14 protein-coding genes and 3 pseudogenes are annotated in these 14,475 nt (G+C 66.8%); 14 read left to right on the top strand and 3 right to left on the bottom strand.

The window, feature by feature from the left end; all coding sequences use genetic code 11:
- The first annotated feature begins 57 nt into the window (after positions 1–57).
- From AB0436_RS25905 to AB0436_RS25895, 3 genes are read left to right on the top strand one after another with little or no spacing between them, the layout of a single operon-like run.
- Positions 58–1,500, top strand: a complete 1,443-nt coding sequence (locus AB0436_RS25905) for an amino acid permease (RefSeq protein WP_366470334.1) — start codon at positions 58–60, stop codon at positions 1,498–1,500.
- A gap of 57 nt (positions 1,501–1,557) precedes the next feature.
- Positions 1,558–2,646: an S-(hydroxymethyl)mycothiol dehydrogenase gene (locus AB0436_RS25900; RefSeq protein ID WP_366470333.1), complete on the top strand. Its 1,089-nt coding sequence runs from the start codon at positions 1,558–1,560 to the stop codon at positions 2,644–2,646.
- Complete coding sequence (locus AB0436_RS25895; RefSeq protein ID WP_366470332.1) at positions 2,646–3,275, top strand: MBL fold metallo-hydrolase; 630 nt, start codon at positions 2,646–2,648, stop codon at positions 3,273–3,275. The genes AB0436_RS25900 and AB0436_RS25895 overlap by 1 nt, the downstream gene beginning before the upstream one ends.
- 119 nt (positions 3,276–3,394) lie before the next feature.
- Here the strand turns inward: AB0436_RS25895 and AB0436_RS25890 are convergent, their stop codons facing one another.
- Positions 3,395–3,631, bottom strand: a complete 237-nt coding sequence (locus AB0436_RS25890; RefSeq protein ID WP_365858054.1) for a DUF397 domain-containing protein — start codon at positions 3,629–3,631, stop codon at positions 3,395–3,397.
- The gene (locus AB0436_RS25885) at positions 3,631–4,491 is read right to left on the bottom strand and encodes a helix-turn-helix transcriptional regulator (protein WP_366470331.1); all 861 of its coding nucleotides are present in this window, start codon (positions 4,489–4,491) and stop codon (positions 3,631–3,633) included. The genes AB0436_RS25890 and AB0436_RS25885 overlap by 1 nt, the downstream gene beginning before the upstream one ends.
- A 201-nt stretch (positions 4,492–4,692) precedes the next feature.
- Here AB0436_RS25885 and AB0436_RS25880 point away from each other — a divergent pair, with 201 nt between their 5' ends.
- The 7 genes and pseudogenes from AB0436_RS25880 to AB0436_RS25850 all read left to right on the top strand — a co-directional run bounded on the left by AB0436_RS25880 (position 4,693) and on the right by AB0436_RS25850 (position 10,548).
- Positions 4,693–5,151 carry an ATP-binding protein gene (locus tag AB0436_RS25880; RefSeq protein WP_366470330.1) on the top strand — a complete coding sequence of 153 codons (459 nt, stop codon included), beginning with the start codon at positions 4,693–4,695 and terminating at the stop codon, positions 5,149–5,151.
- Complete coding sequence (locus AB0436_RS25875) at positions 5,070–5,492, top strand: hypothetical protein (RefSeq protein ID WP_366470329.1); 423 nt, start codon at positions 5,070–5,072, stop codon at positions 5,490–5,492. Before AB0436_RS25880 ends, AB0436_RS25875 begins: the two co-directional genes overlap by 82 nt.
- Positions 5,493–5,924: 432 nt before the next feature.
- Positions 5,925–6,725, top strand: a pseudogene (locus tag AB0436_RS25870) (LamG domain protein jellyroll fold domain protein); the annotation flags it as partial.
- Between the two features lie 179 nt (positions 6,726–6,904).
- Entirely contained in the window at positions 6,905–7,309 is a 405-nt protein-coding gene (locus tag AB0436_RS25865) for a hypothetical protein (RefSeq protein WP_366470328.1), read from the top strand.
- A 4-nt stretch (positions 7,310–7,313) separates the two neighbouring features.
- Positions 7,314–7,505: a hypothetical protein gene (locus AB0436_RS25860; RefSeq protein ID WP_366470327.1), complete on the top strand. Its 192-nt coding sequence runs from the start codon at positions 7,314–7,316 to the stop codon at positions 7,503–7,505.
- Between the two features lie 107 nt (positions 7,506–7,612).
- Positions 7,613–10,162: a polymorphic toxin-type HINT domain-containing protein gene (locus AB0436_RS25855; protein WP_366470326.1), complete on the top strand. Its 2,550-nt coding sequence runs from the start codon at positions 7,613–7,615 to the stop codon at positions 10,160–10,162.
- Positions 10,163–10,209: 47 nt separating this feature from the next.
- The gene (locus AB0436_RS25850) at positions 10,210–10,548 is read left to right on the top strand and encodes a hypothetical protein (RefSeq protein ID WP_366470325.1); all 339 of its coding nucleotides are present in this window, start codon (positions 10,210–10,212) and stop codon (positions 10,546–10,548) included.
- Between the two features lie 95 nt (positions 10,549–10,643).
- Here the strand turns inward: AB0436_RS25850 and AB0436_RS25845 are convergent.
- A pseudogene (locus AB0436_RS25845) lies at positions 10,644–10,847 on the bottom strand (cell division protein FtsK); the annotation flags it as partial.
- Between the two features lie 117 nt (positions 10,848–10,964).
- Here AB0436_RS25845 and AB0436_RS25840 point away from each other — a divergent pair.
- From AB0436_RS25840 to AB0436_RS25825, 4 genes and pseudogenes are all read left to right on the top strand, one after another.
- On the top strand, positions 10,965–11,240 hold the full coding sequence (locus AB0436_RS25840; protein WP_366470324.1) for a hypothetical protein: 276 nt from the start codon (positions 10,965–10,967) through the stop codon (positions 11,238–11,240).
- Positions 11,237–11,575, top strand: a complete 339-nt coding sequence (locus AB0436_RS25835; RefSeq protein WP_366470323.1) for a hypothetical protein — start codon at positions 11,237–11,239, stop codon at positions 11,573–11,575. The genes AB0436_RS25840 and AB0436_RS25835 overlap by 4 nt, the downstream gene beginning before the upstream one ends.
- Positions 11,576–12,279: 704 nt before the next feature.
- Entirely contained in the window at positions 12,280–12,858 is a 579-nt protein-coding gene (locus AB0436_RS25830) for a GrpB family protein (RefSeq protein WP_366470322.1), read from the top strand.
- Between the two features lie 179 nt (positions 12,859–13,037).
- Positions 13,038–14,275, top strand: a pseudogene (locus AB0436_RS25825) (IS701 family transposase).
- Positions 14,276–14,475: the final 200 nt, after the last annotated feature.

Raw genomic sequence — 14,475 nt, 5'->3', positions numbered from 1 at the left:
CCCCTCTACGCTGTCGCCTTGATCGACCGGTCCCCCCCACGTAAGGCGAAGCACCACATGAGTGACCGCACCATCACGGCGGCAGCCCCATCCCCCCACGTCGATGCCGGCGATCAGGGCTACAGCAAGGACCTCAAGTCCCGTCACATCAACATGATCGCCATCGGTGGCGCGATCGGCACCGGACTCTTCCTCGGCGCGGGCGGCCGTCTGGCCGGCGCGGGTCCCTCCCTCGCCATCGCCTACGCGGTCTGCGGCGCCTTCGCCTTCCTCGTCGTACGCGCCCTCGGCGAGCTCGTCCTCTACCGCCCGTCGTCCGGCGCCTTCGTCAGTTACGCGCGCGAGTTCATGGGCGAGAAGGGCGCCTTCGCGGCCGGCTGGCTCTACTTCCTCAACTGGTCGACCACCGCCGTCGCCGACATCACGGCAGCCGCCACCTACGCCCACTTCTGGGCGATGTTCAGCTCGGTCCCGCAGTGGGTCTGCGCCCTGGTGGCACTCGCCGTGGTGCTCACCGCGAACCTGATCTCGGTGAAGTACTTCGGCGAGATGGAGTTCTGGTTCGCGATCATCAAGGTCGCCGCACTGATCGTCTTCATGTGCATCGGGATCTTCCTGGTGGTCACCCAGCACTCGGTCGACGGACACACGCCCGGCCTCGCCACGATCGGTGACCACGGAGGCTTCTTCCCCAAGGGTGTGATGCCGATGATGCTGGTCATCCAGGGTGTCGTCTTCGCCTACGCCTCGGTCGAGCTGTGCGGTGTCGCGGCCGGCGAGACCGAGAACCCCGCGAAGATCATCCCGAAGGCGATCAACTCGATCATGTGGCGGGTCGGCATCTTCTACGTCGGCTCGGTGGTCCTGCTGGCGCTGCTGCTCCCGTACACCGCGTACTCCGACGGACAGAGCCCCTTCGTCACCGTGCTGGCCAAACTCGGCGTTCCCGGCGCGGCAGGCGTGATGAACCTGGTCGTGCTGACCGCGGCGCTCTCCAGCCTGAACTCCGGGCTCTACTCCACCGGCCGCATCCTGCGTTCGATGGCGCTGTCCGGTTCCGCCCCCCGGTTCACCGGACGGCTCAACAAGGGCCAGGTGCCCTACGGCGGCATCCTGCTGACCGCCGGCTTCGGCGTCCTCGGCGTCATCCTCAACTACCTGGTGCCGGGCAAGGCCTTCGAGATCGTCCTCAACTTCGCCTCCATCGGCATCCTCGGCACCTGGGGCATGGTCATGATCTGCTCGCTGCTCTTCTGGCAGCGTTCACGGGAGGGCCTGGTCAGCCGTCCGGCCTACCGGCTGCCCTGGGCTCCGTACACCCAGATCGTCACGTTGTGCTTCCTCGCCGGTGTCGCCTTCCTGATGTGGTGGGGCGGCGGAGTGGGCCGGACGACCATCGAGTGCCTTCCGCTGATCGCCGCCGCTCTGGTCGGCGGCTGGTTCGTGGTCCGCGGCCGGGTCGCAGCCGTCGCCGCGGAGCGCCCGGGCCTGGAAGACTGACGGGCCTGCAAGACTGGGGCGACAAACCGCCCGGTGACACGGAAGGCTGTTGACGGCATGACGCAGCAGGTCCAGGGGGTCGTGGCCCCCGGCAAGAACGAGCCGCTCCGCGTGGAGACGATCCTGGTCCCGGATCCGGGACCGGGGGAGGCCGTGGTGAAGATCCAGGCCTGCGGGGTCTGTCATACCGACCTGCACTACAAGCAGGGCGGGATCAACGACGACTTTCCCTTCCTGCTGGGCCACGAGGCCGCCGGAATCGTGGAGTCGGTGGGCGACGACGTCACCGACGTCGCACCCGGCGACTTCGTGATCCTCAACTGGCGCGCCGTGTGCGGCCAGTGCCGGGCCTGCCTGCGCGGCCGGCCGCAGTACTGCTTCGACACGCACAACGCGAAGCAGAAGATGACCCTGGCCGACGGAGGCACCGAGCTCTCACCCGCCCTGGGCATCGGCGCCTTCGCCGAGAAGACCCTGGTGGCCGCCGGGCAGTGCACCAAGGTCGACCCGTCGGTCTCGCCGGCCGTGGCGGGACTCCTCGGCTGCGGGGTGATGGCCGGCATCGGCGCGGCCATCAACACCGGCCAGGTCGGGCGCGGTGACTCGGTCGCGGTCATCGGCTGCGGCGGAGTGGGCGACGCGGCCGTCGTCGGCGCACGGCTCGCCGGCGCGGCCCGGATCATCGCCGTCGACATCGACGACAAGAAGCTGGCCACCGCACGGAAGATGGGCGCCACCCACACCGTCAACTCCCGCTCCACGGACCCGGTCGAGGCGATCCGGGAACTGACCGGCGGCTTCGGGGCGGACGTGGTGATCGAGGCGGTAGGCCACCCGGAGACGTACAAGCAGGCCTTCTACGCCCGCGATCTGGCCGGCACCGTCGTCCTGGTGGGCGTGCCGACCCCTGAGATGCGACTGGAGCTTCCGCTGCTCGACGTCTTCGGCCGCGGTGGGGCGCTCAAGTCGTCCTGGTACGGCGACTGCCTGCCGTCCCGCGACTTCCCGATGCTCATCGACCTGCACCAGCAGGGCCGCATCGACCTCGGCGCCTTCGTCACCGAGACCATCCGGCTCGACGAGGTGGAGAAGGCCTTCGAGCGGATGCAGCAAGGCGATGTTCTGCGCTCGGTGGTGGAGTTCTGATGGCCGCCCGTATCGACCACCTCGTCACCTCCGGCACCTTCTCGCTCGACGGCGGCACCTGGGACGTGGACAACAACGTCTGGATCGTCGGCGACGACGACGAAGCGATCGTCATCGACGCGGCCCACGACGCCGCCGCCATCGAGGCCGCGCTCGCCGGGCGTACGCTGCGCGCGATCGTCTGCACGCACGCGCACAACGATCACGTCGACGCCGCTCCGGCGCTCGCCGACGCGACCGGGGCGCCGATCTTCCTGCACCCCGACGACCTGCCGCTCTGGAAGCTGACCCACCCGGACCGGGCCCCCGACGGCGAACTGACCGACGGACAGACCCTGTCGGTCGCAGGTGTGGAGCTGACCGTGCTGCACACCCCGGGCCACGCCCCGGGCGCGGTCTGTCTGTACGCCCCGGCGCTCGGCACGGTCTTCACCGGGGACACGCTCTTCCAGGGCGGACCCGGCGCGACGGGGCGCTCCTTCTCGGACTTCCCGACGATCGTGGCGTCCATTCGTGACCGGCTGTTGACGCTCGATTCCGCCACTGTGGTCCGTACCGGTCACGGCGACCCGACCACCATCGGCGCGGAGGCCCCCGGCCTGCCGGAGTGGCTGGGACGGGGCCACTGAGCCGCGGCACGTCTCGGGGGTGCCCTCCGGTCCGGTCGGTGGTCGGTCCGGAGGGCACCCCCGGCGTTCGGGCGCTGCCAGGTGTCTGCCAGCCGCTGCCAGCCGCTGCCAGGTGTCTGCTAGGTGAGAAGGAAGTCGGCCTGTCCCGACTTCGCGCCCTGGATGAACGCAGCCAGCTCACCCGGTGAGTAGATGAGAGCGGGGCCTTCCGGATCGGCGGACTGACGCACGGCGACCCGGCCGTCGGACAGCTTCATGGCTTCTACGCAGTTGCCTCCGTTCCCACCGCTCCACGGCTTGTGCCAGCCTTCGGCGCCGAGATCCCCGGCAGGCATGCCGTTGTATATGTGCTTCATTACAGCTCCTTGCGGAAATCCCTGAGGATCTCCTTCGTGCGTTGTGCTGTGGCGGACATCGCCGCCATGCGGTCCATGACCTCGAGGTGGGCAGCCACTTCTTGGCGCGCGTCGAGATAGACGGCGCCGGTCAGGTACTCGCTGTAGACCATGTCGGGCAACTCGGGTACGGCAAATCGGAAGAGGACGAACGGGGCGTACGTCCCCGGGTGGTGGCCGGCGCTGAACTCCGCGATCTGCAGCGTGACGTTCGGCAGGTCTGCCGCCTGCAGCAGCCGGTCGACCTGCCCGCGCATGACGGCGGCCCCCCCGGCGTGCCGGCGCAGGACCGTTTCGTCCATCACCACCCAGAACGTCGGCGCATCGGGCCGGCTCAGCAGGGACTGACGCTCCATCCGCAGCGCCACATGCCGGTCGATGTCCTGGGGGCTGGTCTCCCCGACGGCACCGCTCCGCATCACCGCCCGTGCGTAGTCCTCGGTCTGCAGCAACCCGGGCACGAAGTGCGGCTCGTACGCCCTGATGAGCGCGGCGGCGCCCTCCAGGCTGACGTACATGCTGAACCAGTCGGGCAGGATGCCGTGGAAACGATGCCACCAGCCGGGCTGATTGGCCTCCTCCGCCAGCTCGATGAAGGCATCGGCCTCCGCTTCGTTGTTCCCGTACGCCTTCAGCAGTAACTGCACGTAGGGGATCTTCAGCGCCACCTCGGCGGTCTCCATCCGGCGGATGGTGGCCGGCGCGACCCTGAGTACCTTGGCAGCCTGCTCGCGACTCAGGCCGGCTCGCTCGCGCAGTTCCTGCAAGCGCTTTCCGAGCACGACCTGGCCGACGGTCGGGGCGGACCGCGGCTCACTCAACTGAGACCTCCACATGGGCAGTTGTTCAGCAGTGTGCCATGCCCATCCAATCGGGGAAACGTCACTCTGGACTTTTCAAAGTGCCTCTTGCCAAGGTGTCCGTGACGGAGGACAGTAGAGCGGTGAACCAGTTGTGCGACTGGCGTGCGCCCGTGGGGGAAGGCGCGGCAGTCGCCGTTCCCCCACCGTGAGGATTCGGTTGTGGCTCCAGGCACTGCGCTCGTCCCCCAGCTCATCGATCGGTGCCCCGGCAGTGACACACGGCGCTACGTATTCGAATTACCAGCACGCACCGATTCCGTCGCCCGCGCCCGCCGCCTGACACGGAACCGGCTCGCCTGCTGGGACTTCTCCGAGGACACCAGCGACACCGCACTCCTGATCATCTCCGAGTTGGTCACCAACGCGGTCGTGCACACGGCGGGTGACCACGTCGCCTGCGAACTGCGGGCCAGCGGCGGGCAGTTGCGCATCGCCATACAGGATCAGGGCCATACCTCCGGAGGACCGCAGCTCTGTCTCGCCCCCGAGGGCGAACACGGCCGTGGCCTGCTCCTGGTCGACGCGGTGAGCAGCGCATGGGGCGTCCGGGAGGCGCTCCACGGCCCTGGCCGGCTGGTCTGGGCGGAGCTCGCGCAGGACACGGGGCGGCCGTGCTGAGGACCGCGCTCGCGCGCGTGCCCACGCTCTCCACTCCACTCGGCTGTGACGCCGTCGGAGTGCCCGACCACCACGGCTTCCGGCTGCTGGCTCGACTGCCCAAGCCCGGCTGCGTCTTCGCCGACGGCGACTGGTGGTGGTGGATCGTCCCGGCCGGCTCGGACCTCGAACTCGCCTGGCCCCCCCAGGTCCGCTACGCCCGCGGCGCCCGCGTCCCCGGCGCGCGTCCGCGCCTGCTGCACTGGCCGGAGGACCCACTGCCGTACACGCCGCCGATCCCGCTGTACCTGATGGTCTGCCAGCTGACGGGGGCGGTACCGGAGTGGTCGGGTCGGCGGTAGGTCAGCCTGTGCTGCCCCGGCATTCTCTTTCGCTGCCCCGATGCGAGATTCAACGACCAGTTGTACGGAACCGGCCTTAACTGTCGATGTCGGCTATCGGTTGATCTTTGGTGAGAGATTCGGTCACATGGCGTTTCCGCAAGACGGAGTCAGGTTTCTTTGTCAGAACTTGATGCACTACTCAACTCACCTCGCCAACAGGCTAGTTGAGGGTGCTCGGTACGACAGCCACCCGGGAACTCACGGTTCGTCTCCTTGACGGTGAGTAACGCACAGTGTTTCCTTCCGGAGTCTTTGAAGATTCTGTGACTCTGGGGGCGGGGTTCTGTGACGTCGGTGTGGGGCAGTCGTGTCGGCAGACGGTTTGGGGGGTGCCGTCGGCGGGATGCCCTGAGCGTCACGGTGACCGCTTTCGCGACGGTGTGCGCGGTGTTGGCAGGACCGACGTCTGGAGCGGACAGTGCTTCGGCGGTGGACGCTCCGGTGTTGTCCGAGGGGCAGCAGGCCCTGGCGGCGGCGGAGAAGTCGGGGCAGCGGGTCGAGGTGGTGGGGGAGCGGACGGATCGTTCTACGGTCTTCGCGAATCCGGACGGTTCGACGTTCACGCTGGAGCAGTCGACGGTGCCGGTGCGGGTGGCGAAGCCGGGGGGTGGCTGGCAGGCCCCGGATTCCACCCTGGTGAAGCACGCGGACGGGACTGTGGGTCCGAAGGCTGCCGCGGTGGATATGTCGTTCTCGGGCGGTGGCAGCGACCGGACGCTGGCGCGGATCGCGGATGCGGGGAAGTCGTTGGCCCTGTCGTGGCCGGGAAAGCTACCGGTTCCGGTGCTGGACGGTGCGAGCGCGGTGTATGGGGATGTGCTGCCGGATGTCGACTTGAAGGTGACCGCGACGGCGGAGAGCTTCCAGCATGTGCTGGTGGTGAAGTCGGCGCAGGCAGCAGCTGACCCGGGGTTGAAGAAGCTCGAGTTCGGGCTGAAGACGACGGGGCTGCAGGTCGAATCGGGTGCGGCGGGGAATCTGTCCGCGGTGGACGGGAACGGGAACACTGTGTTCCGGGCGCCTCCTGCCCAGATGTGGAACTCGGCGGGCCAGTCGAGCCCGGCTCAACCCTCCGGTGCGGTTGCCCGTCAGAGCGTCGAGTCCGCGAGCACGACGGAGGGCACTGCGGGGAGCGCGACACCGAGTGACCCGTCGGAGGCGGCGGCGTCGGGTTCGGGGCTGCGGCCAGGCCACGCCTGCTGACCGACACCCGCTACGACTCGCGGAGCCTGACCTATGAGACGTACGCGGACGTTTTCGACAACACCAGCACACCCAACGGCACCTACACCCGGGCCGAGTACGGGCAGGCCCCCACCCAGACCGAGACGGTCTTCGACGGTGCGGGGCGGCCGACGACGAGCACCCTGGTGACATACGGGGTGAACAAGTGGTCCACAGCCACGAGTTACACAGGCGACTCCACCGCCACCACCGCCCTCCAGGGCGGCTCCGCAACACGCACCATCACCGACGTACGCGGACAGACCACCGAGACCCGCGAATACGCCGGTACGACCCCCACGGATACGGATTTCGGCGGGACCCTGGGTGCTTCGTACACGTCGACGAAGTTCACCAACGGCCTGGACGGCCAGCAACTGTCGGTGACCGGTCCGGACGGTGCCAAGTGGGCGTACGGGTACGACCTGTTCGGCCGCAAGATCACTGCTGACGACCCGGACAAGGGCAAGACGACCACCGCCTACAACACGCTGGACCAGGCGGTGAAGTCCACCGATTCCCCGCGGCAAGGCGATCCTGAGCGCGTATGACGAGGTGGGCCGTGTCACCGGCACCTGGGACGGCACGAAGGACGACGCCCACCAGCTGACCGAATACACCTACGACACCCTCCTCAAGGGCCAGCCCACCTCCTCCACCCGCTACGTCGGCGGCAAGGCCGGCAGGCGTATACGACGGCCGTCACCAAGTACGACAGCCTCAGCCGCCCCGTCGCAAACGAGCTAACGCTCCCGGTCAGCGACCCGTTCGTCAAGGCGGGCGAACCGTCCACCCTGGACTACGACCGCTACTACAACATCGACAACAGCCTGCAGCAGACCAAGGAGCCCGCCATGGGCGGACTTCCGTCCGAGATCGTCGAGAACACCTACGACGAACTCGGCGACCTCACCGCCGTCGGTGGTGCCACCGGTTACCTCCGTGACGTCGACTACTCCGCCCTCGCCCAGCCCCAGCTGCTGACCCTGGGCACCGGCGGCACCGGCAACAAGAACCTGTACGTCGCCGAGACGTATGAGGAGGGCACCGGGCCTCTGACCCGCAGCAGCGTCACCGACCAGACGCACCCGTACATGCTGCAGGACCTCAACTACAGTCATGACCAGGCCGGCAATGTCACCGCGATCTCCGATCCCACCACTCTCGGCGGGACCAGCAGCGCGGATACCCAGTGCTTCGCCTACGACGGCCATCAGCGCCTGACCGAGGCCTGGACGCCCGCCACCCAGAAATGCGACACCGCCCCAGATGCGGGCTCGTTGTCGGGGCCGGCCCCGTACTGGGACTCCTATACGTACACGCAGTCCGGCCAGCGCCAGAGCGAAACCGTCCACAAGACGGCCGGTGTAACGAAGACGACGTACTGCTACACCGGCGCCCAGCCCCACACTCTTACCGGCACCACCACTACGACGGACTGCACGAAGCCCGAGAAGACCTACAGCTACGACAAGACCGGCAACACCACCAGCCGCCCCGGCGCCACAGCAACCCAGGCCCTGGCCTGGTCCGACGAGGGCAAGCTTGCCAAGATCACCGAGAACGGCAAGGCCACCGACTACCTCTACGGCGCCGACGGCAACCTCCTCATCCGCACCACCCAGGACGGTGAACGCGTCCTCTACGCAGGTGCCGCCGAACTCCACCTCAAAGCCGACGGCGCCACCTGGGCCCAGCGCTACTACTCCGCCGGCAGCACCCCCATCGCGGTCCGCACCAACCAGTCCGGCACCGAAAAACTCCGCTACCTGACCGGCGACAACCACAACACCTCCAGCCTCGCCATCACCTCCGACAACACCCAGGCCACCACCAAACGGCACATGGACCCCTTCGGAGCAGAACGCGGCAAGCCCACCGGCCAGGCATGGCCCGACGACAAGGGCTTCCTCGGAAAAACCAACGACAGCACCACCGGCCTCACCCACATCGGCGCCCGCGAATACGACCCCACGACCGGCCAATTCATCAGCGTCGACCCGCTCCTCGATACGGGTGCGGCCCAATCCCTCAACGGATACGGCTACGCCGAAAACAATCCTGTGACGCTGACCGATCCCACCGGGCTCGGAGTGTGCATGCCCGAAGCCGGCTGTGGCGGCGTCGATTCCGTCCAGGACGAGGTCAAGAAGATCAAGAAGGCCAATCCGGGCGACTACGACGGTATCGACAACGGAGGAACAGCACACAGCGGCAGTGGCGGTGGCGGTGGCGGTGGCGGTGGCGGAGTGTGGGGCTGGCTCGGCACTGTGGGCCACACAATAGTCGATCAGGCAAAAAACACCGTGATCTCGGTCGCCAAGACCCCCTACCGGCAGTTCATCGCGGACTGGCAATGCATTTCCGGTGGCGACAACTGCGGAGATGCGCTCGAATACCTGCTGCTCGCACAGGAGCCGGGAGTAGGCATAGTTCAAGGCCTGACCCAGCGCGTGCAAGAGATATACGGCGATTACTCACACGGCAGGTCCGCCCAGGGAACCGGAAAGCTCGTATTCGACATTGCCCTGATCCTGGCAACGCGAGGAGAGGGCACTGAAGTCGAGGCGGCTGAGGAAGGGGCTCTCACTGCCACAAAGGGAGCCAAGACCGGGGGCTGCAGCTTCACCCCGGCGACCTCGGTCCTCATGGCCCACGGTGGAACAAAACCCATCGGCAAAATCAAAACCGGCGACAAGGTCGAGGCCGCAGATCCCGCCACCGGCAAGCACCAACGACCTCACACTGTCACTGCCACCCACGTCAACCATGACTACGACCTCATCGACCTACGTATCCGCCGCACCAACGGGACCACCGCCACCCTCCATACAAACGCCAAACACCCCTTCTGGGACGACACCCTCCACACCTGGATCCCCGCCGGCCAACTCCACCCAGGCCACGCCCTCAACACCCCGAACAACCGCCACGCCTACGTCGCCGCGGTCACAGTCCGCCCCGGCGACGGCGACATGTACAACCTCACCGTCGACACACTCCACACGTACTATGTGTTGGCGGGGGCCACGCCGGTACTCGTTCACAACTGCAATGGAAGGGATCCTGTCAATGGCGGGCTCGATGACGACACCTATGACCGAATAGATGGTGCGCACGGCCCGGATGTAGCCGACGGAGTCGATTACCAGGTGCAGAGGATGCATGACGGCTCCTCCACTGCCGCGGATCACGATCTTCCTGGTATCGGGCATGACCCTGATGCGTTGGCTTCCTACTTTGCGTCGTGGCGAGGCAAGATGACGCATACGGATACTAGGACTGGATCGCGTGTGGCATACGACTCCAGTCGAGGTGTGCTACTTGTGACGACTGGCCGTAACATCCACGGGTTTAGGTACAGTCAAGGCGCCTTTGAAAGCGGGAGGTATGTGACGCCATGAGGGTGAGAGTTGCAGCCACGGTGACTCGCAGTGGAGTCCTCTTGCGGTTGACGGAGGTGCAGAAGCAGTTGATCTGCGAGACGCTCATGTTCCATGCGGATCGCCCCGATGGGGATCGTCCTTCGATTGTGCGCCTGGGTGTCGATCGCGCAAGCGCTGCGCAGGTGATGGAGAAGGCTTCCGGGGCGAATTCAGAGTTCCAGCTGAATGAGATTCACGTGCTGTTTGCGGCATTGGTTTCCGCTCCAGTCATGATGCCCTCTGAGGAGGTGTTCTACGAAAGGATCGGCTTCTTTCGAGAGCAGGCGCTTGCATTGGCTGGCGGGTTGGTGAGTGCCGTAGAGGAAGCGCCTAACTGGACCGGAGAGTCTTCCGGGAGTGCTTAACCGGAGGTTGTGCCTTTATGCAGTTCCGTGAGTTCACTTGGGGCTTTCGAGGGCACGCAAGGGCAAATATGAAGCCCCGTCAGGCATGCCCTGGCCTGCATCGCCATCACCGCGACGCCGACGTAGGCGGGGTCCTGCAAGGTGACCGGGCTGGCGTCGGGCCAGTTGCGGATGTCCTCACCCAGCGCGGCCACCGCGGCCTCCACCGTCTTCTGCGCGAAGGACAGCCCGATGGGGCACACGTCACGGATGAACGTGGGGATGGCATCGCCGGTGGTCTTCTGACTGATCAGGATCACTGCCTCCAGCGGGGAGCGGGACCCCCAGCGGCGCACGGCGACTGCCCGCACGCCAGCAGGGGTGAACCTCCGCCGATCCAGCTGTCCGAGGCCGCGGGGCCGTCCTACACTGCTGGGGTGACCGCTGCGTACGACTACGAGGACATGCACCAACTGGTGGACCGGCTCTCCCCGGCCCAGGTGCGACGCCTGCGCCTGCTTGTCACCCAGGATGAGGAACTGTCCCAGGTGGCCCAGCCGCTGCCGGCAGCCGACGCGAACGAGGCCGAGGAGTCGGTCCCGGCCGGGCTGCTGGCCCTGATCGGCAGCGTGAATGGCCCAGAGGATCTGGCGGAACGGCACGACGACTACATCCGCGAGCGAATGCGCGAGCGCTTCGGCGACTCGGCGTGATCGCCACGGTCCTGGACACCGGACCCCTGGCTGCGGCGTTCAACGCGGCCGACCGGCGTCACCCGGAGTGCGCCTCCCTCCTGACGTCGCTGACCGGCCGCCGTCTGCTGCCCAGCCCGGTCATGACCGAGGTCTGCTGGCTGCTGGAGCGCTGGCCCAAGGTCGAAGCGGCGTTCCTCGCCGAGGTCGCACGGGGAACATTCGAACTGGTGCACCTCACTCCCGCCGACCTGACGCGCATGGGGAGCTGGTCCTCCAGTACGCCGACTTCCCGCTCGGCGGGGTCGACGCCTCGGTCATCGCGGTGGCCGAGCGCTTCGGCGTGGATCGAGTAGCCACCCTCGACCGGCGGCACTTCAGCGTCGTCAAGCCCGCCCACGTCCCCGCGCTGACACTCCTGCCGTAGCCCGACCAGTGGTCTATACACCTGACGGCAGCGGTGACGGCAACAACCACGCACGCCAGCGCACGAGCACGCACCCCGGCGCACCGTCAAACCGCCGCTGACCTGCCAAGACGCAGTTGGGGAGGGGTCGCATAGCACACGTACTATGTGCTGGCGGGATTACGTCGGTCCTCGTTCACAATTCAGGACCGAACTGCGGGGTTCCGCTTGGCGGGAAGAGCGGTGATCGCCTTGGTGGGGAAGACAGGGTAGCGAATATTCCCTGGCCGAGATCACTCAATTCGTGAACGGGCATACGGGTGATGGGAATTCGGCAATGGGTAGACCTTCGCCGGCAGAGGTCGAAATCACGTTGAGGCAAGCCGGGCCGCGTCAGCTGGAAGGGCGGAACTCATCCCGATTCGACCATAATGGCGTTCGCGTCATCGTCAACTGGGATATGCCGTGGAAGTCGACAGCCTACTATCCGGGAAGGTGATGTCATGTCAGAAGTTGAAGCACGTGATTGGCTAGTACTCCAGTCGTAGATCGTGACCTTGTTCGTGTCGGGCTCTGAGCAGTCCAGTTGGCGGGTCCCGCGATGAGGTCTCGCTGTCCGCGGGGTCGCTCAAACGGGATGTATCGTGTGGCGATATGCCGTTTCCCGATGAGCGCAGTCAGGTTGCCGTGGTTGAGTACCGGCCTCAGTGGCCGGCGGAGTTCGAGCTGCTTGCCGAGGTGTTGAGAAATGCGCTGGGTGACCTCGCGCTCGGGGTCGATCACGTGGGATCCACTTCGGTACCGGGCCTGCCGGCCAAGGACTGCATCGATGTGCAGGTGCGGATGAGGTCGATCGACGAGACACGGGACGCACCGCTGCTCGCAGCGATCGGCTTCCGGTGTCGCCCTGAGTGGTGGAATCGCATCGAGGTCTCCGGCGGCCGACGGTGTCACAAACTCGTCTTCGCGCCGCCGATCGGCGCACGCTCATGCAACGTCCACCTTCGGGAGGGCACCGGACCCAACGCCCGCTTTGCCTTGCTGTTTCGGGACTACCTGCGCGAGGACGAGGTCGCCCGCCGGGCCTGGGGGGCGTTCAAGCAGCGGCTGGCGCTGAGCGTGCCGAACCTGTTGGACTACGGGCAGATCAAGGCCCCCGCTACGGAGGTGCTGATGGCTGCGGCCGAACGGTGGGCCACCGGAACTGGTTGGAGCGGTGCCCCAGCGGCTTGATCGAGTCGGCCGGCTATCACGCGTAACCTGGCGGCCAATTGACTCGGTCACAGGTTGGGGGCGATGGGCAGCCTGGTGCGGCCGCCGCCGATCATCAGTGTGTGAAGACAAAAGATCACGCGATGGCCGCAGGTCACAGCGTAGACCCTGCCCGCTGACAGGAGGCGTTCGAGGGTCTAATGGGCCGGATCGCAGGCAGGTTCGCGCGGGTCGAACCGCGTTGGCGGGTAAGGAAATTGGTGCTCGGACTGCTGTCGGACCTGCCGCGCAAGAACTGCTGGACCATCGCCGAGTGGGTGGGTGAGGCAACTCCGTGCGGGATGCAGCACCTGCTGGGCAGAGCCTCGTGGGACGCGGACCAGGTCCGCGACGACGTGCGCGGCTACGTAGTGGAGCATCTGCACGACGACCAGGCGGTGCTGGTGGTCGACGAGACCGGTGGCGTGAAGAAGGGCGTGGGCACGGTCGGAGTCCAGCGCCAGTACACCGGCACCGCGGGCAGGATCGAGAACGCCCAGGTCGCCGTCTACCTGGTCTACGCGGGCCAACGCGGGCACGCCGCGGTGGACCGGGAACTATATATGTTCCACGTTCTTGGATCTCCCACCCCGACCGCTGCCGCGCCGCGGGTCTATCCGAGGACACCTCCTTCGCCACCAAGCTGGAGCTGGCCGCTCGGATGGTCGCCCGGTTCCTGGACGTCGGTCATCGGGCCGCGTGGGTTGCGGGCGACGAGGTCTACGGCGGCAACCCGAAGCTGCGAACCGCGCTGGAGGAACGCGGGACCGGCTACGTCCTCGCGGTGGCCTGCTCGCACGAAGTCACCACCGGCGCCGGGAAGTTCCGTGCGGACAACCTGGCCAAGAAGGTACCCAAGCGGGCCTGGCAGAAGCTGTCTGCCGGGGCCGGAGCGAAGGGGCGCCGCTTCTACGACTGGGCCGTCATCGACCTGGCCGGCCCCGGCCCCGGCAGTCGCCAGCTGCTGATCCGCCGCAACCGCAGCACCGGCGAACTCGCCTATTACCACTGCTACTCGCCCACACCGGTGCCGCTGACCACGCTGGTACGAGTCGCTGGATCAAGGTGGCGGGTGGGGGAGTTCTTCCAGTCCGGCAAGGGCCTGGCCGCACTGGACGAGCACCAGGTCCGCCGCTACCCGTCCTGGTCGCGCTGGGTAACCCTGGCCATGCTCGCGCACGCCTTCCTCGCCGTCGTCCGCGCGGACGAACACACCCGCCACCCCGCACCCGATTCCCTCATACCGCTCACCTGCAACGAGATCCAGCGCCTGTTCATCGCCCTCGTCGTCCGCCCCGCCCACAGCGCCGCCCACCGGCTCGGTTGGTCCACCTGGCGACGCCGCCACCAGGCCCGATCCCAGGCCAGCCACTACCTGCGACAAGCCGCCAAAGCGTGAAGGTCACGATCTACGACTGGAGTACTAGTGACCTGAGTCGAAGATTCGTCGTTGGTTGGGCATGAGTCGTCCGGGTCCGAAGATTCCGCCGTTGTCGGTCACTGTTGCTCAGCGGGGGGTGCTGGAGGGTTGGGTGCGTCGCCGGACGACGGCTCAGGCTCTGGCCCAGCGGTCGCGGATCGTGCTGGAGTGCGCCGAGG

The sequence above is a fragment of the Streptomyces sp. NPDC051322 genome, from assembly GCF_040689485.1.
Taxonomy (GTDB): Bacteria; Actinomycetota; Actinomycetes; order Streptomycetales; family Streptomycetaceae; genus Streptomyces.
The sequence above is the reverse complement of the archived record's forward strand: the minus strand, read 5'-3'. Positions and strand labels throughout refer to the sequence as shown.